A 24,215-nucleotide genomic window follows, 5' to 3' on the forward strand; every position below is an offset into this window, starting at 1 on the left:
GTTGCCGCGCGCCGTGCGGCAGTTGACCGGCGGTGGCGTCCGCCCGGCGGGAGTCGGGCGGGGCGGACCGGTTCCGGCCTCAAGTCGGCTTTCGGTGGGTGGAGTTGATGCCCCCGCCGGGCGACGGCTACGGCACCTCGGCCTGCTCCCGCAGTTCCTCCGCGCCGTGCGGCAGTTGACCGGCGGCGGCGTCGACCGGCGGGCGCCGCAGGGGCGTTCGGAGGCGGTGGGCGAGGGCGCTGGCCGCCACGCAGAGCGCCAGGGCGGCCCAGAGCAGCGGGGGGTTCTGCAGGCCCACGCCGATGACGGCGGGGCCGACCGCGTAGGACACCGTCCAGGTCAGCTGGAACAGGGACATGTACGGGCCTTCGTCGCCCTTGGGCGCCAGGCCGACCGCCGCCGCGGCCGCGGTCGGCTTCGAGGCCAGCTCGGCCAGCGCCAGCACCACGGCCACGAGGACGGCGAGCGGCCCCTGGAGGGCGCGCGGGGCGCTGGAGACGGTCGCGGTCAGGGCGATGGCGCAGGCCGCCGCGCCGATCGACAGGCCCAGCACCCGTGACCTGGTCCAGCCGGACAGCCGTCGGCTGATCCGCATCTGCAGGGTGGTGGCGGTGGCGTAGCGGACGGCGACCACGACGGTCGGCCAGTAGGCGGCCTGGTGGAGCGTCTCGACCAGGTAGACGGGGAAGGCGACCGTCGGGATCAGCCAGGCCGCCGACAGCAGCGTCTGGGACGCCACCAGCGACAGGAAGGGCCGGTCCGCGAGCGCCGCCCGGGCGTTGGATCTCGCCGCGCTGGGCCCGGGCCGCTTGGCGGCCGGCACGGCGACGCCCAGCAGGAGGACGGCGGCGAGCAGGGAACTGGCGCTGTTCAGGGCGAGCGCGGCCTGCAGGCCGTGCCCACCGGCGAGCGCCATCAGGGCGGTCGCCCCCAGCGTGCCGACGCCCAGCGAGGTGGTCTTGAGCACGGTGACCGCGGAGAACCACTCGGTGAGCTCGGCAGGCTTCGCGAACCGCGCGACCAGCGTCGGCCAGGCGGCGCCGTAGAGCCGGTCGGCGGCGGTCACCAGGAAGGTGACGGCCGCCACCGCGGGCAGCTCGTCCGCCGCGAAGAACAGGCCGTACCCGAGCGCGGTCAGGGCGTTGCTGACGAGCAGGCAGGACTTGGGCCCGAGGGCCTGGACGAGCCGTCCGCAGAGCGGCACGACGGCGAAGGACGCGAGCGAGCCGACCGTCACGGCCGTACCCGCGGCGGCCGCCGGGAAGTGCTGGACGGTGACGAAGTACAACAGCGACAGCGGCAGGAAGACGCCGGAGCCGAACGTGTCGATCGCCACCGAGAGGAACAACCGCCGCTGCCGACGGAACCGCCCGGCCCCTGTCACGCCACCCCCACCACGCTCGAACCCGCCCCTCTGGAACCCGCCCCGGCCGCGGTACGGACTACCGCGTGTCGTCGCGCAGCTTGAGAATGTACGTCGCGGTGAGCGAGACCGCACGGTCCTCGTCCCGCGCCAGCTCCTCCAGGGCGCGGGACGTCGTGCTGCCCGGGACCTCCGCGAGCGCCTGGGTCAGCCGCCGGCGGGCGTCCGGTCCGACGCCGTCGTGGGCGAGGCGGTCGACCAGCCCGGTGGCGATCCGCTCCGCCAGCGCGGGGTCGCCCGCCAGCGCGCCCAGCGCGTCGGCCGCGTCGGCGTCGTTCACCGCGTCGACGATCATGCCGATGAGCGTCGGCACGGCCTCCGCCACGCCCCGGGCCCCGAGCGCCAGGGCCGCGTGCCCGCGGACCACGGCGTCGGGGCTGCCGAGGGCGTCCCGCAGCGGCGCGTTCGCCGCGGTGTCCGGCAGCTCGGCGAGGCAGCGGACGGCCCGTTCGCGCACCTCGGCCGCGGGTGCCCGCAGGCCCTCCGCGAGCAGGGCGGCGCCGTCCCCGCCGGCCTGCGCCAGCGCCCAGCGGAGGGCTCCGGCGACGTGCGGGTCGGACTCGCCCAGGACGGCCTCGACCAGCGCCTCCGCCGGCACCGGGACGGCCTCGCCGACGGACAGGGCCGCGCGCTGGCGGGTCCCCGGGCTCTTCGACTCCAGGCCCTGGAGCAGCGCGACGACCTGGAGGGCCTCCTCCCAGCCGGCGGGTTCCGCGGCGTCGATCCGGCGCAGCCGGGTGAGCAGTTCCGTCTCCGCCGCGATGCGCTCGCGGGTCCGGCGGATCAGGTCGTCGACGAGCTCCGCGGGCGCGAAGCCGGGATCGTCGAGGGCCCGCCCGACGTCGCGCAGCGACAGGCCCAGCGACCGCAGGCTCTCGATGTGGAAGATCCGCCGGATGTCCTCGTCCGAGTACCGGCGGTAACCCGAGTCGGTTCGCTCCGTCGGCCGCACCAGTCCGAGCGATTCGTAGTGCCGGAGCATGCGGGCGCTGACCCCGGACCGCCGCGCGACGTCGCCGATCAACACTGCCTACCGTCCCTCCCGGCCGCCCCCGCCGAGGGCCACCGTGCGCTTCGCCTCCTCGATCGCGGACTCGAAGCCGGCGTCCGGGTCGTGCCACAGCCGTTCCGTGGCGAGCGCGTGGGCGCGCACCCGGGGGTCGCGGTCCGTCGCCGCGGTGGCCAGCACCGGCAGCATCGCCTCCCCGAGCGCGGTCAGCGCCCGGCTGAGGCTCAGCCGTGTCCCGTGTCCGCCGCGTCCGAGCTGAGTCGCCAAGACTACGGCCAGCTCGCGTTCGCCACCCTCGGGCACCAGCACGACGGCGGCCCGCCAGGCGCTGCGGGCCACCTCCTCGTCGGCGTCGGCCAGCAGCGCCGGGGTGACCGCCGGCCAGGCCCGGCGGTCCCCGATCTTGGACAGCGTGTGCAGGGCCTGGCTCCGGGCCTGCGCGCGCTCCGAGCGGACCTCGCCGAGCAGCAGCGGGACCGTCACCGCCGCCTCGTACCGGGTGAGCGCCCAGGTGAGCATCTCCCGTACGAGGAACTCGGGTTCGACGGCGCACCGCTCGACGAGCCCGCCGACGAGCCCCGGCCGCGGGCTCGTGCCGACGGCCAGCGCCGCCCGCAGCCGCACCGACGGGTCGTCGTGCGCCAGCCCCCGGAGCGCCCGCACCGTGTCCGTGTCCTCTTCCGCCCTGGTCATCAGGACCACCTCCTCGGCCACAGTGAAGGGCTTGTCACCGTGACAAGGTCAAGCGGACCAGGGCGCGCGGCCCACGGCGGCGGGATGGGGAGTCCGGTCTTACCGTGAATACGGGGCTCCGCCGTCGCGGGTGCACGTCCCCGCGCTCCCGGAGCACCGCCGCCCGGCTGCCCTCCCCCCGTCTCCCCGTGTCCGCGAGGCGGCTGCCACCGAAGGAGCCCATGTCATGGCCAGTAGTGCTACCGGAGCCGGCCCCGTCGCCAGGGGCCCCGAGCGGTACCCCCACGCGAGCGGGTGGACCGTCTTCGCGGGGGTCATGCTGATCACGGCCGGCATGATGGCGGTCTTCCAGGGGGCCGCGGCCGTCCGCAAGGACGGTCTGCTGATCGTCACCCGCAGCTACGTGTACTCGATGAACACCGAGGGGTGGGGATGGATCCACCTCATCCTCGGCGTCGTCGTGGTGGTGGCCGGTGTGGCGGTCTTCAGCGGCGCCGTCTGGGCCCGCGTCGTCGGTGTCGTCGTCGCCGGGCTGGGCATGCTCGCCAACTTCCTCTGGCTGCCGTACTACCCCGTCTGGGCCATCGTCCTGATCGCGGTCGACGCCCTGGTCATCTGGGCGCTGTGCGTCGGACGGGTGGACCGGCCGGCCTGACCGGCAGCGCACTCCTGCGCCCGATCGGCCCGCCCCCTCGCCCGCCCGATCCGCCGCCTGCCGGACGCCCGTCGCCCGGCAGGCGGCCGCACGTGTGGGCGGGGGGCTTGCCGAGCGCCCCGGGGAGTCTTGTATCGTTCCTGGCGAATCATCCAGAGGGGTGGAGGGACCGGCCCTACGAAGCCCCGGCAACTCCCCGTTCGACCCGGCGTCCGAAGTACGCGCCGTGCCGTCCGGGGTCAGTGCCAACTCCGGCCTGTCGCCACTGTGGCGCGGGAAAGATGAGGAGACACGGTGCTCTCTGTGCTGTCCTTCGCCCGGGCGCTTCCCGCCCCGGCCCTTTCGCGTACCCGTCTCGTGCCCGGCGCAGGCAATCGGCCGACTTCCCCGGCCCGTCCTCGCTGACCACCCCCCAGGCTCCCCACCCGGAGCCGCCGGTGAGCAGCGCCGACCCGCTGCTCCCGGGCCCTGAGACTGGAGTACCCCCACCCATGGAGAACACGAGCGGCGTCGGCGTGCTCGACAAGGTCACCTCGATCCTCGGCATCCTGGAGGCCGGCCCCGCCACCCTGGGCGGCCTGGTCGCCGCCACCGGCATGGCGCGGCCCACCGCCCACCGGTTGGCCGTCGCACTCGAACGCCACCGCCTGGTCAGCCGGGACGTGCAGGGCCGGTTCATGCTCGGCCCCCGGCTCGGCGAGCTCTCGGCGGCGGCCGGCGAGGACCGGCTGCTGGCCGCGGCCGGCTCGGTCCTCACGCACCTGCGGGACGTCACCGGCGAGAGCGCCCAGCTCTACCGCCGGCAGGGCGAGGTGCGGATCTGCGTGGCCGCCGCCGAGCGGCTCTCCGGCCTGCGCGACACCGTGCCGGTGGGCATCACCCTGCCCATGAAGGTCGGCTCCGCCGCCCAGATCCTGCTCGCCTGGGAGGAGCCCGAGCGCCTCCACCGCGGTCTGCAGGGTGCCCGCTTCACCGCCACCGCCCTGAGCGGCGTACGGCGGCGCGGCTGGGCCCAGTCCGTGGGCGAGCGCGAGCTCGGGGTGGCTTCGGTCTCCGCGCCCGTGCGCGGTCAGTCCAACCGGGTGGTGGCCGCGGTCTCGGTGTCCGGGCCGATCGAACGCCTCACCCGTCACCCCGGCGCCACCCTCTCCCAGGCCGTCGTCGAGGCGGCCCACCGCCTCACCGAGGCCCTGCGCCACCCCTGAGAAGAGCTCCGGGCCCTGGGGCGCACCTCCGCGCGCCCCAGGGCCCGGTTCCCGGGTCGAGGCTCCGGGCCCGGTCCCGGCGGGACGGCTCCGGGCCCGGTCCCGGCAGGACGGCTCAGGCCCGGGACAGCAGCACGGCGCGGCGGGGACGGGGGATCCGGCTGATCACGGCGCCGATCAGCGTGCCGATCGACACCCCGAACACCGCCGAGACGGCCGCCAGGACCGACTGGGCGCCGTTGCCGACCTCGATCTGCGCGGTGTTCAACAGGCCGAAGGAGCCCGGCACCACGATCCAGAACGCCGGGAGGTAGAGCACCTGCCAGAGCGGCCCGCCCGGCAGCCAGTGCACCAGGGTGGCCGCGACCGCGGCGGCGACCGCCCCGGCCAGGCCGCCGATCGCCGCGCCGTGCGCCGACCCCACCGCCACCTGGGCGGTGGCGCTGACCGCGATCACGGCGACGATCCACGGGATGGTCGAGGGCGGCGTGTGGACGTTGACCACCACTCCGGCCACCGCGATCGCCAGGCCCAGCGCGATCACCCACCAGCTGGGCTCGGCGACCCGGACGTTGGCCAGCGCGGTGGCCGGCATGCCGATCGCCGTCGCGGCCGCGGCCACCCCGGCGAGGAACAGCGCCAGCTGGACCGCGCCGGACACCAGCCGGGCGGTGCCCGCGCTGGCCGCGCCCGCGGCGATCTCGGACAGCCCGGTGACCAGCAGCCCGCCCGGCAGCAGGATCGCCAGGGTGGCCACGATGGTCCGCAGCGGGCCGTCCAGCAGCGACGCCCGCGCGAGCCCCAGGACCAGCAGGGCGACCAGGAACCCGGCCGTGACGGGCAGCAGCGGCCGCAGGTTCGGGAACCGCCGGGCGAGCACGGTCAGCCCCACCACGATCAGCGAGCCGAGCCCGGCCGCCAGCACGTTCGCCGCCACCGGTTGGAGGAAGAGGCAGACCCCCACGCCGACCGGCAGCGCCCCGAGGTCCGCCACCCACGCGGGCCAGCGGGCCGGCGCCCGCCGGATCCGGTCCAGCTCGGCGAGCGCCCGGGGCCCGTCGAGCTCGCCCGCCCGCAGTCGGTGCACCAGGTGGAGGACGTCGGCCGTCTGCTCGAACCGCAGCGCACCGCCGACCGGCTGGAACCTGGTGGCCCCGTCCGGGCCGAGCGAGACGAACAGCCCGTTGGTCAGCGCGGCGACCCGCGCCTCCGGAGCCCCCGACGCCCGTGCCAGCCCACGGAGTTCCTCCTCGACGTCATGGACGGGCAGGCCACCGCCGAGCAGGGCCTCGCCCAGGTCGAGGAGCAGACGGTGGAGCGGCTCGGGCGGGGCGTCGAGGACCCGGGCCGACGGAGTCTTGCTAGACATGGCGGATATCGTCCCACCCTGCCCGGTTCGGACCGGCTCTGCCCCGGTCTGTTCGGTCATGGACCGGTCGAGCGCGTGTCCCACCCGGCCTTCCGGCTCCGGGCAGTAGCATCGCCTGGACCTGTTTCGGGATGCCTTCCGGTGAATCCGTGACGGTTCGACCGCACGCGGGAAGACCGTCCTCCGGCGTTGGGGGAGATGTGACCGTCGTCGCCGCCGTGGCCCGCTCCACCCGGGTCCGACCGCTCTCCGCCGCCGACCTGCTCGCCGAGGCGGTCGCCCGGGCCGGTCTCTGGGAACGGCTCGCCGAGCGGGCGCACGGCGAGCCGGGGACGGTCGCGGTGCTGCTGGCACCGGGCGCCTCCGGGTACGGCGATCCGGCGACCGCGGTCGACGCCGCCCTGGTGGAGCACCTGATCGACCTGCTGCACGACCGCGGCTACCGGGACGTCACCGTCGGCGCCGCCCGCTGCGGCCCGGACACCTGGCTGGCCGGCCCCGGACTCCCCGAAGCCTGCCGCCGGCTCGGCTACACGGGGCGCACCCCGCAGGGCAACGCCTACCGCGTCGTGGACCTGGCGGAGGACGTCGAACCGGCCGGGTTCCCCGACTCCTCGGTGCTGCACGGCAGCGGGATGGCGCGCGGCTGGCTGGAGGCGGGCTTCCGGATCAACATCGCGAAGAACAGCACCCATCCGGAGTTCGGCTACGCCCTGTGCCTGGCCAACCTGTTCGGCGTGCTCCCGCAGGACGACAAGCACCACCACTACCGCGCCCGGCGCGACGGTGCCGAGGTCGTCGTGGACCTGCTGCGCATCCACCCTCCGGACTTCCACCTCGTCGACGCCGTGGTGAGCAGCCACGGCTGCGCCGGATCGCAGGTCGGCAGACCGCTGCGGACGGGGACGGTGATCGCCGCGGCGGACGGCGTGCTGGCGGACCTGGTCGGCGCGCTGCTCATGGGCGTCGACCCCGCCTCGTCGCCGCTCTACGCGCGGGTGCTCGACGACTGCGGCCTGCCGGACGACTACCGGATCGACGGCGACCTCACGCCCTACCAGGGCTGGCGCAACCCGCCGAGGCCGCTCGTCGAGGCGGTGCGCCGGCTCGCCCCCGACGGGTGGGCCCACCGGCTGTTCAGCGTCGCCGCCTGGCACGTCGCCCCGGGCACGGCGCAGGTCACCGACCCGGCGCTCGCCCGGCTCTCCCGCGTCCTCACCTCGCTGATCCGCGCCGCGGACACCAACCCGGCCGCCGCCGCCACCCTCTGCGCGGTGCTCGGCGCGACCGCCTCGGCCTCCTCCACCGTCCGCGCCTGGCGGACCGGGAACGCCAAGGACGGCCTGCGGCACCGGGAGGTCTCCCTCGCGGTCGACCCGGACGCCTACACCCTCGCTGACTACGACCGGATCACCGACCTGCTGCGCCCGCTGGAGACGGTGATCGACGCGCTGCCCGCCGACGCCTGGCAGATGCGCTGGCGGCACGTCGGGCACTCGATCCTGTTCGGCTGCGAACGCACCGTCAACGCGCCGTACCCGGAGTTCGTCCGGCGGGTCGACGTCAGCCGGTCCATCAGCTACATGACCGACTACCTCGGCGGACGGGTCCACGTGGTGTCCCGCGACGCCCGGGGCCGCCCCACCCGCCAGATCGAACGCAACCTGTACCTGGCGCAGCCGAACTACCTGGCGTACTACGGCGGCCCGCCCATCGACGTCTGCAAGCTGGAGTCGGTGGACTACGCGGAACAGCGGCAGCGGATCTCCTGGCGGACGGTCCGCAGCCCGAACGGCTCCGCCGACTACGACGACGGATCGGTCACCTTCCTCCCGGCGGACGGCGGCGCCCGCACCCGGATCGTCATCCGGGTCCGCCAGCGGTTCACCCTGCCGCTGACCTGGCAGGTGATCCGCCCCGACACCCGGCCCAAGCTCAGGGACCCGCTGGTGCAGGACTCCTACCAGCGCTTCTTCACCCGCACCCTCGACAACTTCGAGGCGCAGTACGAGGGCCGCCCCTACCGGATCGGCCGGCCCTGGGAGGAGCTCGACGACCTGGAGGCGGCCGAACTGCCCACCCGGCGGCTGACCGAGGCCGCCCTGATGCTGCGGACCGTCGCCGCCCAGGCCCTGACCGTGCCGGCACCGCCGGGACGGCTGGGGCCGGACGGCTTCTGGCACGTCACGCCCGGAGACCTCCAGAGCCGCACCCCGCTGCTGGCGGAGTTCCGAGAGTCGCTGCGCCCGGCGGTGGCCGGCTTCTGGCAGGGGCTGCGCGAGGCCGCGGCCCGGGACCGGCGCTCCCGGTGGACGCCGTGAGGGCGTGCGTCACCGGGGCCAGCGGGCTCGTCGGCTCCCAGGTGGTGCGCGCGCTGCGCGCCGCCGGCCACGAGGCGCGGGCGCTGGTGCGCCGCAGCAGCGACCTGCGACAGCTGCACGGCCTGGACGTGCCCCTGGTCAACGCGGACCTGCGCGACCCGCTCAGCCTGCGGCCCGGGTTCGAGGGCTGCGACACGGTGTTCCACTGCGCCGCCGTCTTCGCCTACTGGGACGCCAGCAAGGAGGAGCTCACCAAGGCCAACGTCGAGGGCACCTGCGAGGTGCTGCGGGCGGCGGCGCTGGCCGGGGTCCGGAGGGTGGTGGTGACCTCGTCGTCCATCACCTGCGGCTCCTCCGGCGGACCGGTCGCCCGGGACGAGGAGTGGACGCCCGGGGAGGAGTACCTGCCGGACTACTTCGTCACCAAGCTGGAGCAGGAACGGACGGCCTTCGCCCTGGGCGCCGAGCTCGGCCTGGACGTGGTGGCGGCCTGCCCGACCATCGTGGTCGGCGGCCCCGACTGGCGGCTGGTGCCCAGCAACGCGCTGATCACCCGGTACCTGGCCGACCCGCTGCGCACCACCTACCCGGGCGGCTGCAACATCGTCTCCGTCCGGGACGTCGCGGCCGGCCACGTGCTGCTCGCCGAGCGCGGGGCCCCCGGGCAGCGCTACCTGCTCGGCGGCGAGAACTGGGCCTGGCGGACCATCCACCAGACCCTCTCCGAGCTGTGCGGCACGCGGGGGCCGTGGGCCACCACCAGCCACACGGGGGCGTACCTGGCGGCGACGCTGGGGGAGATCCGCGCGGTGCTGACCGCGCGGGCCCCGGCGACCACCCGGGCGGAGGCCCGGACGATGGGGCGCTTCTACTGGTACCGGCACGACCGGGCCGCGGGCCTCGGCTACCGGCCGAGGCCCGCGCGGCAGGCACTGGTCGAGGCGCTCGGCTGGCTGGTGACCAGCCCGCACCTGTCGGACCGGGTCAGGTCCGGGCTGCGGCCGCACCCTGAGGTGACGGGCGCGCGGGAGCTGCTGCCCTGCCCGCTGGACGAGGGGGAGCCGGCGGGCTGAGAGGAACCGGCGGGCCGAGGGGGCCCGGCGGGCCGAGCGTCACCGCTTCGGAGTCCTGGAGCGGGACGGCCGGGCGGGCTTCGGCGCGGGCTCGTCGGTCTCCTCCGGGAGGGGCTCGACGTCTCCCTCCACCGCCCTGCGCAGGTGGTCCCGCAGCCGTTGCTCGTGCTCCCGGGTGACCTCGGCGACCCGCTGGGCGTAGTCGATGCCGAGGCCGCTCAGCTCCATGGCGAACCTCAGGTCCTCCTCGGCGACGAACTTCCAGTACTCGCTGTAGACCTTCCCCCAGGGGAGCCTGCCGGTCGCCAGGCCGGCGGTCAGCTCCGCCCAGTCGCCCCACATCGAGGTCTGGAGCTCGGCGACCGTGGCCGCGGTGGACCGCAGGTGCTCCCAGCCCGCCTGGAGTTCGTTGTTCAGCTGCTCGGGCGTTTCGGCGCTCATGGGCACTCCTCGGTTCGGGTTTCCTCAGGCCGGGTTTCGGGCGGGGGCCGCCTGGGGGCTCAGCAGGGTGCTGTGGTGGAACCCCAGGCGGGGATCGGTCCAGACGGGCAGTTCGGGAAGGTGGCTGCGCAGCTCCGGCATCGCGACCCGCAGCCGTACGGTGTTGGCCGGGTAGTCGTACACGGTGATCGTGTTCAGCCCCCGGTTGGCGGTGAACAGCAGGGACTGGTCGGCGGAGAGCTGGCAGGCGTAGATCCCGTCGACGAGGGTGCCGCGGGTGACTCGCAGGGCGCCGACGAAGTGCTTGCTGCTCGGGCCGGGCGAGCCGCGGGTGAAGGCGTCGGTGACCTGCCGCGCCGCCTGCCGGGCGGAGCGCAACTGGGCTGCCAGGCGCGGGCGTTCGTCGATGACGCGGTACGAGGCGAAGTCTGCGAGGTCGATCATGACGATGGTGCCGCTGCCGCCGTTGCAGTAGATCAGCTCACGGTCGGAGACGCAGACGTCCGAGTTGATGTGCGCGGGGAAGGACTGGCCGGCGGCCCAGTGCCGCAGGATCCGGCCGGTCACGGCGTCGATCTCGTACACGTACTCCTTGAAGTAGGCCATGGCCCACTCGTGCCAGTCCCGGCCCTCCTGGGGCAGGACGCGGAAGGAGAGGGCGTAGAACCGCTCGTCGCTCGGGTGGCAGGCCACGTGCCAGCAGGTCGTCGGCAGCGGCACCCGCCGGGCGACGCGCTTCTCCAGGTCGAAGATGCCGACCTCGGCGGCCTCGCCGCGGCCCGGGTGGTCCATGCCGCCGTAGACGAGGTACCGGCCGGAGGCGGTGCGCTTCATGGCGTGCGGGAGCTTCAGCAGGTGGTCGCCGATGCGGCGGGCCTCGGTCGGGCGGTCGAGGTCCATCAGCCACAGGCCGTCACCGATCGCGGTGATGCCGTGGGTGCCGTCCAGCCACACCATGTGGGTGCTGCTCTTGATGGCCGCGTCGGGGGGTTCGAAGCGCAGGGTGGAGACCCGCTCGCTCTCGTCCAGGGACTGGACGTCGTAGAAGAGCAGTTGCTGCCCCGCGTTGCCGAGGAACCCGAACCTGCGGTCGGGGGTGATGCTGACGGCGTGTCCGCCGGCGACGCCGTCGTAGTACTGGATCCGGTAGGCGTAGTCGCCGCTGTCCGGGTCGTAGCGGAAGACGCACACGCCGGCGGCGCCCTCCAGGCCGTTCATGCCGTTCCCGTCCAGGGCGATGTGGAAGGCGTAGGGGTAGTTTCCCATCCGATTCCTGGCCTCCGTTGATCAGCGTACGAGGGGCGCTGATTGATCGCATGCGACGCGCACCGATTGTGACACGGTGACCGCCCGCCGGGCCGGGTTGAAAAGTTCGTGGATTCGCGCGTGTGCGAACCGGACGGATGGGTAACCGCGTGGTGACGGTGGGCGACCGCCCTTCGTCCGGCCGCGAAGAATCCACGTCGAGAGGCAGGCGAATCCCCATGATGCCCGTAGAAACGACGGACACGCTGGCGCCCGAGGACACGACGACCGCTGGTCCCGCAACCGCGGTGGCCACCAGGCAGGAGAGCGCGCCGGTCGGTCCCGCAGGTAAGAAGGGATTTCATATTTTCACTGTCACGCTGGGTGCCGAACCGCGTGATGGCGAATACAAGCCGGGAACGCTGACGTACAAGCTCACCGCACCGACCGGCTGGAAGTGGATCGATTGGGGGAGCTATTACTACTACGACGAAGAGAACTACAAGGCCACCGCGGTCAAACCCCTTCAGACGAGTGTCGACGGCAAGGTGCTGTCCTTCAGTCTGGACAGTCATCTGAACAGCGGCAAGAACGACGGAACCCGCCTGTGCTTCACCGTGATGGCGGATCCGGAGAGCGGGGCCAAGCCCGGTACGTCCAGTGACGGGAAGGTGGTCGTCACCGGGTCGGCGGCGAAGCTGCCTCCGGAGATCAAGCTCTACGGCATCATCACCTAGCGGTCTCCGGAGCACCGAAGCCGGCAGTGGCGGTGCGGATCGCGGATCCGCACCGCCTGCGGCCGTCACGGGCGGACGGTGAGCACCAGCTTCCCCGTGACCCGGCCCGTGCCGCCCTCGGCGTGGGCCTTCGCGGCCTCGGCGAGCGGGTAGGTGGCGGAGACGTGCACGCGCAGCTGGCCGGACTCGGCGAGCGCGGCGATCGCGGCCATGCCCGCCTGGTCGTGCTCGACCAGCAGGGTCTTCGCCGTCACGCCCAACTCGGCGGCGCGCTCGGCCAGTTCGTCGAGGTCCTGGGGCAGGATCGACACCAGGACGCCGCCGGGCCGGAGCGTCTCCAGGGAGCGCAGCCGGTCGTCCCCGCCCAGCGGGTCGAGGACCACGTCGATGTCGCGGGCCTCCTCCACGAAGTCGGCGGTGCGGTAGTCGATCACCTCGTCCGCGCCCAGGCCCCGGACGAAGTCGTGCTTGGCGGCGGAGGCCGTGCCGATGACGTACGCGCCGCGGGCCTTGGCGATCTGCACGGCGACGTGCCCCACGCCGCCGGCCGCGGCGTGCACCAGGACCCGCTGGCCCGGCTGGACCCGCGCGGTGTCGACCAGGGCCTGCCAGGCGGTGAGCGAGACCAGCGGGAGCGCGGCGGCCTCGACGTGGCTCAGTGCGGCCGGCTTGGGCACGAAGGCCCGGGCGGGGCCGGCGACGTACTCGGCGTGCGAGCCGACGCCGTACGGGTAGGGCAGCATGCCGAAGACCTCGTCGCCCGGCGCGAACAGCGAGACGCCGAAGCCGACCGCCTCGACGGTGCCGGAGACGTCCCAGCCGAGCGTGAACGGCGGCTGCCCGAGGAAGTAGCCGTGCTCGCGGTGCTTCCAGTCGGTGGGGTTGACGCCGGCGGCGTGGACGGCGACGAGGATCTGGCCGACGCCGGGCTCGGGGCGTTCGACCTCGGCCTCGTGGAGGACGTCCGGGGCGCCGAGGGTGGTCTGGGTGATGGCTCGCATGGTGTTCGTGGTCATGGATCAAGCCTGCGGGCACGGCCCTGACCAGGGAAATGGCAAGATTGCCAAAGACCGATAGGATCGTGCCATGCCCCCGATCGAACCCCTCGCCCTCCGCGACCGGCCGCCGCACCGCGTCGTCGTCCTCGCCCTCGACGGCGTCTACCCCTTCGAGCTGGGCATCCCCAACCGGGTCTTCCCGGGGGTGCCGGGGGCGTACGAGGTGGTGACCTGCGCCGCCACGGAGGAGCGTACGGTCGCCACCGTGGCCGACTTCACGATCACCGTCGGCCACGGGCCCGAGGCGCTGGAGAGCGCCGACACCGTCGTCATCCCGCCCTACGCGCTGCACCGCGTCACCGCCGACCTGCCGGAGGCGGACCGCGCGGCGCTCGCCCGGATCCGCCCCGGCACCCGCATCGTCTCCATCTGCACCGGCGCGTTCGCCCTCGCGGCCGTCGGCCTGCTCGACGGGCGTCCCGCCACCACCCACTGGGCGCTGGCCCCGACCTTCCGTCGGATGTTCCCCCGGGTCCGCCTGGACGCCGACGTGCTGTTCGTCGACGACGGCGACATCCTCACCTCGGCGGGCGCCGCATCCGGTCTCGACGTCTGCCTGCACCTGGTGCGCTCCGACCACGGCAGCGCCGTCGCCAACCAGGTCGCCCGGCAGTGCGTGGTGCCGCCCTGGCGCGAGGGCGGCCAGGCCCAGTACATCGACCAGCCGGTGCCCCCGGAGGGCGCCAACGGCACCGCCGCGACCCAGGCCTGGGCCCTGGAGAACCTCGACCGGCCGCTCGCGCTAAGGGAGTTGGCCGCGCACGCGCGGATGAGCCCGCGCACCTTCGCCCGCCGCTTCCAGGACGAGACGGGCACCAGCCCGGGCCGCTGGCTGATCCAGCAGCGGCTGCACCGCGCCCGGCACCTGCTGGAGACCAGCGACCTCCCGGTCGACCGGATCGCCACCGAGATCGGCTTCGCCACCGGAGCGTCGCTGCGCCAGCACCTGCACGCCGCGATCGGGGTGTCGCCCCAGGCCTACCGCAACACCTTCCGGGGCCAGGCCGCCGCCGCCCCGAGCGGGGCCTGAGCGGCTCCTCGGCGGGGCGGCCTCTCGGGGAGCGAACACGGGAAGTCGACGGGGCCGACTTCCCGTGTCATCCGTACCGCTCACCGGGTCCGCGGGGAGCTCGTGCGGAGGAGCTCCGCGGCGGTGCGGGCGCCGGGAGGGCCCGCGCCGCGAGCCGCGGTGGCCCGCGGTAGCCGCTCCGGGTGACAGTTCGGGCGCGTACGCCGTGGCCCGGTTCGCCGGGGCGGAATGCTGTACCCGCCCGAGGCCCGGGGTGCACCGGTACCCGCCGGCGCGGGGCCCGCGGCGTGCAGCGAGGAGGCGCGATGTCGAGCGGCGGAATCACCATGGGCCCTCTGCCGGACCCGTGGATCACGGCACGGGAGGTCACCGTCACCGTACCCGTGGGTCTGGCCGGTGACCTCGACCGGATGAACCAGGTGATCAAGAACGTGATGACCCAACTCGGCCATCCGAACTGCCACTCCGGGTTCGACCTGAGGTTCCGGCAGTCGCTGGACTTCGTGGTCTCGCCCAAGGGCGATGTCGCGCAGGGCATCGCCCAGCCGTTCCTGGGCTAGGGCGGCGGGATGACCGGGCTCGGTGTCGGGCTCACCCACGTCCCCGGCGCCGAGCCGCTCCTCGAGGCCTGCGCCGACCTGCTGGAGGTCGTCGAGATCGAACCGCAGACGCTCTGGCGGGCCCGGTCGGACGGCACGACGGGCTGCGACGAGGAGTCGCTGCGCCGCCTCGCGGACCTCCCCGGCGCCCGGCTGCTGCACGGCGTCGGCAACCCGGTCGGCGGCTGCCGGCCGCCCGATCCCCGGCAGACCGCCCTCGTCGGCGAGTTGGCCGAGCGGCTGCGCGCTCCCTGGGTCAGCGAGCACCTGGCGTTCAACCGGACGGGCCGGGACGGCGAGGAATTCCGCACCGGCTTCCTGCTCCCGCCGCGGCAGACCCCCGAGGGCGTGCGGCGCGGCGTCGCCTCCGTGCGGGCCATGGCCGAGGCCCTCCCGGTGCCGCTCGCCGTCGAGATCGGTACCAACTACCTGCGGCCACGCGCCGACGAGCTGTCGGACGGCCGGTTCGTCGCGGGCGTGGCGGACGGCACGGGCTGCGGGCTGCTGCTCGACCTGCACAACGTCCTCGCCAACGAGCGCAACGGCCGGACGCCCGTCGACGGGCTGCTCGACGACCTCCCGCTCGACCGGGTCTGGGAGGTGCACCTCGCCGGCGGCTTCGAACACCGCGGCTACTGGCTGGACGCCCACAGCGGGCTGCCCGACGAGGAGTTGCTCGCGCTGGCGGAGCGGGTGCTGCCCCGGCTGCCGGCGCTGCGGGCGGTCCTGTTCGAGGTGACGGGCTCGGCCGTGCCGTACGTCGATCCGCGGGCCGTCCGGGACCTGCTGGTCCGCGTCCGCGAGCAGTGGCGGCCGCGGCCGGCGCTCGGGCCGCTCCTGCTTCCGCCTCCGCCGGGGCCGCCGTCCGTCGATGGAAGGGGCGAGGGGCCGGGCCCCGAGGAGTGGGAGTGCGCGCTGGGCGCGCTGGTGGTCGGCCGGGAGGCGGACGGCCCGCTCGCCCGGGAGCTGGTGGCCGACCCGGCGACCGCGCTGCTGCGGGAGCTGGTCACGGAGCTGCGGGCGGGCGCGCTGGCCGGCACGCTGGTCCACACCGTCCGCCTGCTGCTGCTCACCCTGGGAGAGGCGGGGGTTCGCGCCCTGCTGGACGACTACACCCGCTCCCGTCCTCCGGAGCCGTTCCCCACGGAGGAGGCGGTGGCGTTCGCCGCCCACCTGCGGCGCACCCGCCCGCGCGTTCCCTGGCTGGCCGACGTACTGGAACTGGACCTCGGCCTGGTCCGGGTGCGACTCGACGGCGCGCCGCAGACGGTGCGCCTCGGCACCGACGCGAACGACCTGCTGGACGCGCTCGGCGCCGGCCGACTGCCGGTCGCCCCGCGCCGGGGCGAGTTCCTGGTCCGGCTGACGGCCTGACGGACCGGCGGGCCGGGATCAGTCGTGGAGGGCGACGTTCGGCAGCGGGCAGCCGGCGGCGTCGAACAGGGCGGTTCCGCAGTCGCAGTGCTCGTCGGCCAGGGTCTCGCTCGGGGGGAGTTCCCAGACCAGCATCTGCGCGCACTCCGGGCAGTTCAGGCTGACCAGGGTCGCCCCGGACGCCTCGGATTCCTCGGATGCCTCCGATTGCGATCCCCAGGCCCGGACCGGGAGGCCCTCGTGCGTCAACCCGGTCGGCTCACGCTCACCGGTCGGTGCGACCAGCAGCTCGTAGGCGTCGGTGCCGCCCTCCCGCACCAGGAGGGTGTAGCCGAGTTCCGCCAACGCGTCTGCCACGTGATCGAGTTGGCGGACCGGGAGGTCACCGCGGCGCAGCGTCGGCTCGTCCTCGGCGGCCCGGTGGACGGTGTCGGTGCCGACACCCGTCGGCTCGGCCCCGAAGGCCCGTACCCGACCGGCCACGAACTCCGCCAGCCGGCCCGGGTGGTCCTCGCCGGCCCAGTCCATCGTGAACACCACCCGGTCGACCCGGACTCCCCGGGCCCGCTCGTCGGGGGTCAGGACCAGTTCTGCCAGCTCCGTCATGGCGGTCACGCTATCAACGGGCCGCGCCGCGCGGCCCCTTGGCCGGCCGGTGGCTCGGCGGGGCCGGCGAGCGCCCCGGCCTGATCGGCCCCCTTCACGAGCCAAACGCCGGACAATCACAAGGTCTCCCCACTAGGGTGAGGCCCGATCCACTGCTCGGCCTTCCCCGCGACCAGCGGGCATCCAGCATGCCCGCCGCCACGACTGGAGTGAACCGACCATGCATCCTCGTCCCCTGTGGAAGCGCCTCACCGGCGCGCTCGTCCGCCGCGGCATCGGCGCCACCGTAGGCGCGTTCGCGCTCGTCGCCGCCTTCGTCCTCGCGGGCACCGCCGCCGGCACCTCGACCGCGGCCGCCCAGCCCGCCGCGGTCGCCGGCACCGGCCAGTGGGCCTGCTCCGGCGCCGCCATCCCGGACGGCTGGGCCATCACCGCCTTCAACAAGGACGGCTGCAACGGCTGGGGCTCATGGTTCCAGCAGCCGGAAGCGGACGGGCTCTACTCCTGCGGCGGCTCCCCGATCTACGCGGGCTACGTCGTCACCGACTACATCAAGTACGGCTGCAACGGGATGGGTTCCTGGCGGCACAACCTCGTCAAGGACGGGATCTGGACCTGCGGCGGCTCCCCGATCGTCCCGGGCTACGTCGTGACCGGCTACCAGGTCCCGGGCTGCAACGGCGTCGGCGCCTGGTACCACCAGATCGCCCGGGTCGGCCTGCTCACCTGTCCCAACTCGCCGATCCCGCCGGGCTTCGTCTCGGGAGCGTACTGGGGATGGGGCTGCACCGGCCACGGCGGCTACTACCTCGGCAAGGCCTGACCCCGCACCGCGTCCGGCGCACACGCCGGGGCACCGCACACGGCGTGTGCGGTGCCCCGGCACGTTCCGGCAGGGCCGCGCCTGCTTCTGATCGCGGGGCCGCCTCGATGCCCAACTCCGCTGTGCCGCAACGGTGTTCGATCGAGCCGAGGGTCGATACGCTGATCCGGTGCCCACCGGCCGGGCCCGCGTCGCGGACGAGCGCGGAGCGGCGGCCGACGGGGGCGACCGGGGAAGGCTGGTGCGCATGGTCCTGGGCAGGCGGAAGCGGCGGGAAGCGGACGAGGCACGCGAGAAGTTCATCGCCAACCGGGAGAAGGTCCGTGCGTGGACCGGCAGTTGGGACTGCCCCGAGGTGGACTGGCCGGCCTTCGAGGAGGTCCCGCGTCCTTGGCTGGTCCTGCCGCGCGAACGCGACCGGTGGCTGGACCTCCGCGCGCCCTTCCTGGAGCGGTACGACTGGCTCCTCGAAGCCACACCCCGGGCGAACGGCGTCGACGAACTGTGGGCGCTCTGGGAGTTCGGCGCGGGCCACGCGTTCGAGCGCCTGACGATCCGCTTCCGCAGCGTCCTGGACCCCGAGTACCTGGCCGAGAAGCTGGCCCTCGGCATCGAGGCGGCGGAACTCGAAGGATGGCAGGACGGCGACGCCCAGAGCGTCTACGACTGGCTGTACAAGGGTGTCGGCGGCCTGGTCGGCACCGGCATGGTGCGCGGGAAACACCGCCTGGGCTTCGTCCTGCTGGAGCTGACCTGCGCGGCGGTCGGCCGCGCCGACGTCATCACCGAACTCCGCGCCTCGCTCACGACCACCTCCCTGGAGGGCAAGCCCCTGAAGCCCGACGGCAGGGACTGATGCTCCGGCCGTAGATCGTGGTCTTCGTGGTTGTTGGTGGCTTGTCGCTGGTAGTGGCTGGTGCGCGAGGGCGCCAGACCGGCTGTCCGCTGTCAGAGGGTGGCAGCACGCAGCACGATCAGGGCGACGGAGACCATGGTGAGGACCACCGCCGGGGACGCGCCCTTGCGGTCGCCGACGCGCAGGTGGAAGGCGACCGCCCCAGCGAAATAGAGCGTCAGGCCGATGGCGGCGGCGATTCCGACGGGTCCCCACCAGAGTCCGGCGATCACGCCGGTCGCGCCCGCGATCTGAGCGCCGATCAGGAGAGCCATCATGCCCTGCGGCACTCCGAGGGTGGACATCTGCTCGGTGATGTGCCGCGTCCGCAGGGACTTGGCCCCGGCCGACACCAGGAGAAGCGCCGACATGAACACGGTGACGGCGGCAAGGGAGACGAACATGGCTGAAACCTCAATCGTGCGAGATGCGAGTAGGGGGCGTGCGCACCTCGACGACGATAGGCGGCCAACAGGTACCTCCAGGTAACCTTCGGGGCATGAGCCCGCGACCCGGAATCGCCTTCCTCGCCGACTGTCCCGCTCTCCTGGCCATGGAGATCATCGCCAGCAAGTGGTCCATGGTCACGCTCTTCGCGCTGACCGACGGCCCGTTGCGCCACGGCGAACTGGTCGAGTTGAGCGGTGGCATCTCGCGCAAGGTACTGACCCAGACGTTGCGCCGGCTCCAAGCCAACGGGCTCGTCGAGCGCCGCGCGTACGCCGAGGCGCCGCCGCGCGTGGAGTACGGCCTGACCGATCTCGGGCGAACCCTGGAGGAGCCCATCAGGATGCTCACCGCATGGGCGCGGGAGAACGGCGAAGCGGTCGTCACGTTCCGGGAAGCAGCCGAGGCGGCCAGGACCATCGAGGCGGATCAGGCGACGGTGAAGGCCCCTCAGGCCACCCGTGATCGACGACGGGCGGCGGCAACGACAGGTCGCTCCGCAACAGTGGTCAAGAACTACCCGGAGCACTAAGGGCTGCCCCGCGATCGGCCGTTGAGATGGCCGGGCGCTCTTCTCGACTGCGACCCGCCGCAGGGCTTGACGGACGGGATCCGACGTCGTGCCATGAGAGGTCACACCGCGAACGGGGGACGACACGATGGCGGCGGAGAGACGCGACGGAGCCGGTGGCGGGCCCGAGAGCCGCCATGGGGTTCCACAGAGGAGCGCTCCGAGAACCCCGTCCCGCATCAACGAATGGGTCGGTCATGTAGTCGTGATCGTCCTGGCTCTGGTCGTCGTAGCTGTGATCGTCCTGGCGCTCGTCGTCCTGGTGATGATCGTGAGGAGCGCGGCATCCAGCGGATGCTCTCCGCACTGCGCCGGCAACACGCCCTTGTGGCACTGATCACCGACCCGCCCGCGAACCCGGGCGCCACCGCGCCGGTGGCCACCGCCGGTTCGCTGCTGCGGCGCCGGCGCCGGCGCCGGCGCGATCTTCTTTGGATTACCTGATCGGCATTTTGAAGCATTCATTTCGGTGGCATGGAGGGCGCGTCTCCGCAGCCCGGACGCCGGATTTCCGTGGGTACCATCTCCATTCGAGAAGACCATGGGCGAACGCCGAAGGGTGCACTGTGTCCGACTCCGCAAAACTTCGTATTTTCGCAATGCTGGACGCGAATGGTGACGGTGTCATTTCCAGGTCGGAGTACCTCGCGAGGGTCGACCGGGTGGTGTCGGCCCTGGGGTTCGAGGCCGGGCATCCGGTCGTGCTCGCGGCCAGGGCCGCCCACGAAGGGGTGTGGCAGGACATGGACGCCGACCAGGACGGCCGGGTCACCTTCGAGGAGTACCGCGAGTGGGCCGGGCCCGAGGCGTTCGAGCGGTCCTGCCGGGCCGTCCTCGGTTCCATGTTCGACATCGCGGACGCCGACGCCGACGGGCGGCTGACCCGCGACGAGTTCGTCCGCCTGCGGACGGCGATGGGCAACGCGAGGGCCGATGTCGACACGGCTTTCGAGAACCTCGACACCGATCGCGACGGTTACGTCGACCGAGACGCGTATCTGGAGGGGATCCGCGGCTTCGTGCTCACCGGGATCTCCGCCATGGCCCCCGTGTACGGCGACGGTGGCCTTCCACGGGAAGCGGAGCCGTCGCGCTGACGGTCTGCGGCACCGGTTGCGGCGACCCGGTGATCCCCGTGCGCGGGAAGTCGGTGGGGCCGACTTCCCGCGCACGGCGCGGGATTCAGGGGTGGCGGGCGGCTTGGGTGCGGCAGTGGGCGAGGGCGTACTTGAGGCGGGTGTCGGCGACGGGGGTGGTGAGGAGTTCGCCGGCGGTGACGAGGGTGGTCCAGTACCGGGCGGGGTCGCCGGTGCGGGGCAGGGGGCGGGCGGCGGCGAGGGAGAGATAGGCGGCGGTGAGGTTGCCGGTGGTGAACCACCGGCTCAGGCCGTGCTGGTGGCCGGGGCGGATGCCGCCCATGGCCTCGATGGCGACCAGGAAGTGCTCGACGACGGCGAGTTCGGTGTCGGTGAGGGGCTTGGGGACGTCGAAGACGCCGAGGGCTTCGAGGAGTTCGCCGGTGTCGTGTTCGGAGCCGGGGCGGGGGTCGGCGAGGAGGGCGTCGTAGCAGTCGTCCAGGCGGCGGGTGGTCTCGGCGAGCGGGATGGCCAGGGCGAGGCAGACCGCGCGGGCGGAGGGCACCGGCCTGCGGGTGCGGCGGCTGAGGAGCGCGTAGGTCTCGGCGGGGGTGCGGCCACGGGAGAGGACGTGGCCGGCGAGAGTGGTGAGGTGCACGGGGGTTCGGGCATTCAGGCGGTGACGAGCGTGCGGGCGGGGCCGGGGGCGGGCGCGGGGGCGACGAGGGCCCAGATGTACTTGCCGATGCCGCCGGGGCGCTCGGCGCAGCCCCAGCGTTCGGCGAATTCGTTGACGAGGAACAGGCCTCGGCCGTGTTCGTCGTCCGGGAGCGGGGCGTGGAGGACGGGACGGCCGGACCCGGCGTCGTGGACCTCCAGCCTGAGGCAGGAGTCGACGAGGGTGAAGCGGACCTCGACGTGCCGGTCGTCGGGGGCGTCGGAGTGCTGGACGGCGTTGGCGAAGAGTTCGCCGAGGAGAAGCTCGGCGGTGTCCGAGTAGCGCTCGCCGGAGGGGAGTCCGGAGAGGTAGGCCCGGAGCAGGTAGCGCGCCAGGGGCGTGGACTCGGTGCGGGAGTCGAGGTGCGCGACGAACGCGCGGGGGCGGCTGTGGGTTTTGGGCATGGGGGTACCTCACGGGGGCGGAGGGGGGCGTGCGACAGGAGCGCGCACCATCACGCTACGCATGCAGATGATTGCGTTCCGGTCTCAATGATCGGCTGGTGGAGGTACGGTGATGGCCGAAATCGGGTACCACGCACGTGCGGTACGTCTGGGGGTCTTGCATGGCACACCGGCGACTGAAGAGCGAAGTGACGGCCAGTTCGGCGCGCATCTTCGGCGAGGAGCTGCGGTTCTACCGGGAGATGGCCGGCTACACGCAGGAGCAGTTGGCGAAGCTGCTGCACTGCACCAGGCCGAACATCACGAGGTACGAGTCCGGCCAGCGGCGCATGCCGCCGGACCTGGTCGTGAAGGCCGACGTGTTGCTCGACACGGGCGGATCGCTGAAGCGGCTCTGGGACCGGGTGGACTGGAGTGTGGGGGTCGAGCATCCGGACTGGTTCCAGACCCATGTCGCCATGGAGGCCGAGGCGGTTGGCGCCCGCGTCTACCAGTGCGGCTATATGCATGGTTTGCTGCAATGTCAGGAGTATGCGCGGGCGCTGTTTGCCGCTGGCAACTCGACAGCGCTCATTGAAGAACGAACGGCCGTGCGAATGGCTCGACAGCAGCGGTTCCTCGTGCAGGACGGCCCCTTGCTCCTTGCTGTCCTAGACGAGAGCACGATTCGAACGGTCATCGGTGGACCGGAGGTGATGCGCCGCCAGATGGAGCACCTGTTGGCCATCTCGGAACTGTCGAACGTGATCATTGAGATCGCACCGTTCGCGGATCGCAGGACCGTCATCCCTACATCGATGGTTCTGTTGGAGATGCCTGATGGGCAGAACTACGTCTACTCCGAGAGCTTGGATCGAGGGCACCCGAGCAGTGATCCGGAAGTCGTCGCCCTGCATCGGCGCGCCTATGATCGGCTGCGCAGCGAGGTACTCTCAGGGAGTAACTCGCTTGCGCTGATCCGTGAGGCGTTGGAAAGGTACAAGGATGACGCGGAACGAGCTCGCCAGAGCCGTCTGGCGGAAGAGCAGCTACAGCGCGCCCAACGGAGGCGACTGCGTCGAGGTGGCCCCCGGATTCCCCGGCCTCGTCCCCGTGCGTGACTCCAAGGATCCCCACGGCCCGGCGCTCGTGTTCCCGGCCGCCGCCTGGGGCTCCTTCATCGCCGCGATCCAGGAGGGCCAGTTCCCTGCATGAAACTGGTCTGGCGCAAGAGCAGCCACAGCGGCGGCAACGGCGGCAACTGCGTTGAGGTGGCCCCCGGATGCCTCCCCGGCGTCGTCCCGGTGCGTGACTCGAAGGATCCGCACGGCCCGGCGCTCGTTTTCCCGGCTGCCGGGTGGGAAGCCTTCGTGGCAGCCGTACGGGAAGGGGAGTTTCCGGGATGAGGTTGGTCTGGCGCAAGAGCAGCTACAGCGGAACGAACGGCGGTGACTGCGTCGAGGTGGCCCCCGGATGCCTCCCCGGCGTCGTCCCGGTGCGTGACTCCAAGGATCCGCACGGCCCGGCGCTCGTTTTCCCGGCCGCCGCGTGGGGCTCCTTCATCGCCGCGATCCGGGGAGACGAGTTCCCGGTCGGCAGCTGACGGGGGATCGGCAGGACAGGAGCCGGGGCGCCCGGACGGCGTGCCCCGGCTCAGGCGCGCAGGTGGGCGAGGAGCGTGTCGGCGGACGGGTAGGGGCGTTCGGCGGGGAGGAGCTGTCGGGCGGCGTCCAGTTCCCCGTTCCGCACGTGGGCGTGGACCGTGTGCGCGAGCTCGGTGACGTCGGTGATCGAGACGATCCAGTCGTCCGCGTAGCGCCTGGCGGCCTCGCCGGCGAGCCCGAGCTGGAGGGAGCGGTGGGGGAGCGGCTGCAGGCGCAGGCCGCGTTCCGGGTCCCACTGCACGCGGGCCGGGGAGCGCTTCAACTCCCGCTTCCAGGCGGCCTGATCGGGGTGCAGCTCGGGTACGTAGTGGGACAGGCAGCTGTTCCGAAGCGCCCATTCGAAGCCCTCGCGGGTGATCTCGACGGCGAGGACGGTCTCCTGCCCCTCCTTCGTCGCCCATCCGCAGCGGTACATCATCCAGAGGAACGACGGCTTGATCCACGTCATCCGGTCCCGCTTCCACACCGCCGGGAAGCGGCCGTCCCTGGCGGCGGGCAGGCCGATCTCCGGGGCGTACGCCTGGTAGACGGTCACGGTGGAGGCGGTGTGGAGGGCGCGGATCTCGAACTTCGGTTCTGGCACGGTGATCAGGATCAAGGATCGGCGAGCGTGGCGCCAGCGGATTCTTCGACGACTGCCCTCAGGATCCGAAGGAGCCCCGCCGGAAGGCCTTCCGGCGGGCCTCACCGTGGCCCCGCGCACGAGGCTTGGGTTCTAGGGATCGTTGCAACATCCCAGTTGGGGAGTGCAATGACCTTCGAGATCCGCAAGGATCGGACGGTGCGGGGACGGCGGAAGC

Annotated in this window: 27 protein-coding genes, 2 pseudogenes and 1 riboswitch; of the genes and pseudogenes, 17 read left to right on the forward strand and 12 right to left on the reverse strand. The window is 73.0% G+C overall.

The window, feature by feature from the left end:
* Positions 1 to 127: 127 nt before the first annotated feature.
* The 3 genes from ACIQI7_RS27310 to ACIQI7_RS27320 form a co-directional block, all read right to left on the reverse strand.
* Positions 128 to 1,336 carry an MFS transporter gene (locus tag ACIQI7_RS27310; RefSeq protein ID WP_401114534.1) on the reverse strand — a complete coding sequence of 403 codons (1,209 nt, stop codon included), beginning with the start codon at positions 1,334 to 1,336 and terminating at the stop codon, positions 128 to 130.
* A gap of 106 nt (positions 1,337 to 1,442) precedes the next feature.
* On the reverse strand, positions 1,443 to 2,450 hold the full coding sequence (locus tag ACIQI7_RS27315) for a HEAT repeat domain-containing protein (protein ID WP_401114536.1): 1,008 nt from the start codon (positions 2,448 to 2,450) through the stop codon (positions 1,443 to 1,445).
* A 3-nt stretch (positions 2,451 to 2,453) separates the two neighbouring features.
* A complete protein-coding gene (locus ACIQI7_RS27320) occupies positions 2,454 to 3,125 on the reverse strand; it encodes a HEAT repeat domain-containing protein (RefSeq protein WP_401114539.1) in 672 nt (223 codons plus the stop codon).
* 226 nt (positions 3,126 to 3,351) lie between these two features.
* Between ACIQI7_RS27320 and ACIQI7_RS27325 the strand changes: the two genes are divergently transcribed.
* Together ACIQI7_RS27325 and ACIQI7_RS27330 are read left to right on the forward strand one after the other, a co-directional pair.
* Entirely contained in the window at positions 3,352 to 3,780 is a 429-nt protein-coding gene (locus ACIQI7_RS27325; RefSeq protein ID WP_387747306.1) for a hypothetical protein, read from the forward strand.
* A gap of 145 nt (positions 3,781 to 3,925) precedes the next feature.
* A riboswitch (SAM riboswitch) is annotated at positions 3,926 to 4,068 on the forward strand.
* Positions 4,069 to 4,271: 203 nt separating this feature from the next.
* The gene (locus ACIQI7_RS27330; protein ID WP_401114541.1) at positions 4,272 to 4,985 is read left to right on the forward strand and encodes an IclR family transcriptional regulator; all 714 of its coding nucleotides are present in this window, start codon (positions 4,272 to 4,274) and stop codon (positions 4,983 to 4,985) included.
* Between the two features lie 115 nt (positions 4,986 to 5,100).
* Here the strand turns inward: ACIQI7_RS27330 and ACIQI7_RS27335 are convergent, their stop codons facing one another.
* The gene (locus ACIQI7_RS27335) at positions 5,101 to 6,354 is read right to left on the reverse strand and encodes a threonine/serine exporter family protein (RefSeq protein WP_401114543.1); all 1,254 of its coding nucleotides are present in this window, start codon (positions 6,352 to 6,354) and stop codon (positions 5,101 to 5,103) included.
* Between the two features lie 200 nt (positions 6,355 to 6,554).
* On the opposite strand from ACIQI7_RS27335, the gene ACIQI7_RS27340 reads away from it, so the two are divergent.
* Together ACIQI7_RS27340 and ACIQI7_RS27345 are read left to right on the forward strand one after the other, a co-directional pair.
* Positions 6,555 to 8,675: a DUF362 domain-containing protein gene (locus ACIQI7_RS27340; protein WP_401114545.1), complete on the forward strand. Its 2,121-nt coding sequence runs from the start codon at positions 6,555 to 6,557 to the stop codon at positions 8,673 to 8,675.
* On the forward strand, positions 8,663 to 9,748 hold the full coding sequence (locus tag ACIQI7_RS27345; protein WP_401114548.1) for an NAD-dependent epimerase/dehydratase family protein: 1,086 nt from the start codon (positions 8,663 to 8,665) through the stop codon (positions 9,746 to 9,748). The genes ACIQI7_RS27340 and ACIQI7_RS27345 overlap by 13 nt, the downstream gene beginning before the upstream one ends.
* A gap of 39 nt (positions 9,749 to 9,787) precedes the next feature.
* Here the strand turns inward: ACIQI7_RS27345 and ACIQI7_RS27350 are convergent, their stop codons facing one another.
* Together ACIQI7_RS27350 and ACIQI7_RS27355 are read right to left on the reverse strand one after the other, a co-directional pair.
* A complete protein-coding gene (locus tag ACIQI7_RS27350; RefSeq protein ID WP_401114550.1) occupies positions 9,788 to 10,189 on the reverse strand; it encodes a hypothetical protein in 402 nt (133 codons plus the stop codon).
* Positions 10,190 to 10,213: 24 nt separating this feature from the next.
* On the reverse strand, positions 10,214 to 11,455 hold the full coding sequence (locus tag ACIQI7_RS27355; protein ID WP_401114553.1) for a hypothetical protein: 1,242 nt from the start codon (positions 11,453 to 11,455) through the stop codon (positions 10,214 to 10,216).
* A gap of 218 nt (positions 11,456 to 11,673) precedes the next feature.
* Between ACIQI7_RS27355 and ACIQI7_RS27360 the strand changes: the two genes are divergently transcribed.
* A complete protein-coding gene (locus tag ACIQI7_RS27360; RefSeq protein ID WP_401114556.1) occupies positions 11,674 to 12,171 on the forward strand; it encodes a hypothetical protein in 498 nt (165 codons plus the stop codon).
* 65 nt (positions 12,172 to 12,236) lie between these two features.
* Here the strand turns inward: ACIQI7_RS27360 and ACIQI7_RS27365 are convergent, their stop codons facing one another.
* On the reverse strand, positions 12,237 to 13,187 hold the full coding sequence (locus ACIQI7_RS27365; protein WP_401114559.1) for an NADP-dependent oxidoreductase: 951 nt from the start codon (positions 13,185 to 13,187) through the stop codon (positions 12,237 to 12,239).
* A 70-nt stretch (positions 13,188 to 13,257) separates the two neighbouring features.
* On the opposite strand from ACIQI7_RS27365, the gene ACIQI7_RS27370 reads away from it, so the two are divergent.
* The 3 genes from ACIQI7_RS27370 to ACIQI7_RS27380 all read left to right on the forward strand — a co-directional run bounded on the left by ACIQI7_RS27370 (position 13,258) and on the right by ACIQI7_RS27380 (position 16,232).
* Positions 13,258 to 14,259, forward strand: coding sequence for a GlxA family transcriptional regulator (locus ACIQI7_RS27370; protein ID WP_401114562.1), 1,002 nt, complete (start codon positions 13,258 to 13,260; stop codon positions 14,257 to 14,259).
* Between the two features lie 305 nt (positions 14,260 to 14,564).
* Positions 14,565 to 14,819, forward strand: coding sequence for a hypothetical protein (locus tag ACIQI7_RS27375; protein WP_387747328.1), 255 nt, complete (start codon positions 14,565 to 14,567; stop codon positions 14,817 to 14,819).
* Positions 14,820 to 14,828: 9 nt separating this feature from the next.
* Positions 14,829 to 16,232, forward strand: coding sequence for a DUF692 family multinuclear iron-containing protein (locus ACIQI7_RS27380; RefSeq protein ID WP_401114566.1), 1,404 nt, complete (start codon positions 14,829 to 14,831; stop codon positions 16,230 to 16,232).
* Between the two features lie 18 nt (positions 16,233 to 16,250).
* Here the strand turns inward: ACIQI7_RS27380 and ACIQI7_RS27385 are convergent, their stop codons facing one another.
* The gene (locus ACIQI7_RS27385) at positions 16,251 to 16,838 is read right to left on the reverse strand and encodes a hypothetical protein (RefSeq protein ID WP_401114569.1); all 588 of its coding nucleotides are present in this window, start codon (positions 16,836 to 16,838) and stop codon (positions 16,251 to 16,253) included.
* 220 nt (positions 16,839 to 17,058) lie between these two features.
* On the opposite strand from ACIQI7_RS27385, the gene ACIQI7_RS27390 reads away from it, so the two are divergent.
* On the forward strand, positions 17,059 to 17,661 hold the full coding sequence (locus ACIQI7_RS27390) for a hypothetical protein (RefSeq protein ID WP_401114572.1): 603 nt from the start codon (positions 17,059 to 17,061) through the stop codon (positions 17,659 to 17,661).
* Positions 17,662 to 17,830: 169 nt separating this feature from the next.
* Complete coding sequence (locus ACIQI7_RS27395; RefSeq protein ID WP_401114575.1) at positions 17,831 to 18,517, forward strand: hypothetical protein; 687 nt, start codon at positions 17,831 to 17,833, stop codon at positions 18,515 to 18,517.
* Between the two features lie 92 nt (positions 18,518 to 18,609).
* On the opposite strand, the gene ACIQI7_RS27400 is transcribed toward ACIQI7_RS27395, so the two are convergent.
* On the reverse strand, positions 18,610 to 18,960 hold the full coding sequence (locus ACIQI7_RS27400; protein ID WP_401114577.1) for a DoxX family protein: 351 nt from the start codon (positions 18,958 to 18,960) through the stop codon (positions 18,610 to 18,612).
* 95 nt (positions 18,961 to 19,055) lie between these two features.
* Between ACIQI7_RS27400 and ACIQI7_RS27405 the strand changes: the two are divergent.
* From ACIQI7_RS27405 to ACIQI7_RS27415, 3 genes and pseudogenes are all read left to right on the forward strand, one after another.
* Positions 19,056 to 19,409: pseudogene (locus tag ACIQI7_RS27405) on the forward strand (winged helix-turn-helix transcriptional regulator); the annotation flags it as partial.
* A gap of 459 nt (positions 19,410 to 19,868) precedes the next feature.
* Positions 19,869 to 20,018 carry a hypothetical protein gene (locus ACIQI7_RS27410; RefSeq protein ID WP_401114580.1) on the forward strand — a complete coding sequence of 50 codons (150 nt, stop codon included), beginning with the start codon at positions 19,869 to 19,871 and terminating at the stop codon, positions 20,016 to 20,018.
* Between the two features lie 122 nt (positions 20,019 to 20,140).
* Positions 20,141 to 20,671 carry an EF-hand domain-containing protein gene (locus tag ACIQI7_RS27415; protein ID WP_401114583.1) on the forward strand — a complete coding sequence of 177 codons (531 nt, stop codon included), beginning with the start codon at positions 20,141 to 20,143 and terminating at the stop codon, positions 20,669 to 20,671.
* Positions 20,672 to 20,756: 85 nt separating this feature from the next.
* On the opposite strand, the gene ACIQI7_RS27420 is transcribed toward ACIQI7_RS27415, so the two are convergent.
* Both ACIQI7_RS27420 and ACIQI7_RS27425 read right to left on the reverse strand, forming a co-directional pair.
* Entirely contained in the window at positions 20,757 to 21,308 is a 552-nt protein-coding gene (locus tag ACIQI7_RS27420; protein ID WP_401114585.1) for a hypothetical protein, read from the reverse strand.
* 14 nt (positions 21,309 to 21,322) lie between these two features.
* Positions 21,323 to 21,772: an ATP-binding protein gene (locus ACIQI7_RS27425; RefSeq protein WP_401114588.1), complete on the reverse strand. Its 450-nt coding sequence runs from the start codon at positions 21,770 to 21,772 to the stop codon at positions 21,323 to 21,325.
* A 161-nt stretch (positions 21,773 to 21,933) separates the two neighbouring features.
* On the opposite strand from ACIQI7_RS27425, the pseudogene ACIQI7_RS27430 reads away from it, so the two are divergent.
* The 4 genes and pseudogenes from ACIQI7_RS27430 to ACIQI7_RS27445 form a co-directional block, all read left to right on the forward strand.
* Positions 21,934 to 22,677: pseudogene (locus ACIQI7_RS27430) on the forward strand (helix-turn-helix domain-containing protein); the annotation flags it as partial.
* 79 nt (positions 22,678 to 22,756) lie between these two features.
* A complete protein-coding gene (locus tag ACIQI7_RS27435; RefSeq protein WP_401114590.1) occupies positions 22,757 to 22,966 on the forward strand; it encodes a DUF397 domain-containing protein in 210 nt (69 codons plus the stop codon).
* A complete protein-coding gene (locus ACIQI7_RS27440) occupies positions 22,963 to 23,157 on the forward strand; it encodes a DUF397 domain-containing protein (protein WP_401114593.1) in 195 nt (64 codons plus the stop codon). Before ACIQI7_RS27435 ends, ACIQI7_RS27440 begins: the two co-directional genes overlap by 4 nt.
* Positions 23,154 to 23,354, forward strand: coding sequence for a DUF397 domain-containing protein (locus ACIQI7_RS27445; protein ID WP_401114596.1), 201 nt, complete (start codon positions 23,154 to 23,156; stop codon positions 23,352 to 23,354). The genes ACIQI7_RS27440 and ACIQI7_RS27445 overlap by 4 nt, the downstream gene beginning before the upstream one ends.
* Before the next feature lie 50 nt (positions 23,355 to 23,404).
* Here the strand turns inward: ACIQI7_RS27445 and ACIQI7_RS27450 are convergent, their stop codons facing one another.
* Entirely contained in the window at positions 23,405 to 24,004 is a 600-nt protein-coding gene (locus tag ACIQI7_RS27450; RefSeq protein ID WP_401114621.1) for a DUF4291 domain-containing protein, read from the reverse strand.
* Between the last annotated feature and the right edge of the window lie 211 nt (positions 24,005 to 24,215).

The sequence above is a fragment of the Kitasatospora sp. NPDC092039 genome (genome assembly GCF_044756065.1).
Classification (GTDB): domain Bacteria; phylum Actinomycetota; class Actinomycetes; order Streptomycetales; family Streptomycetaceae; genus Kitasatospora.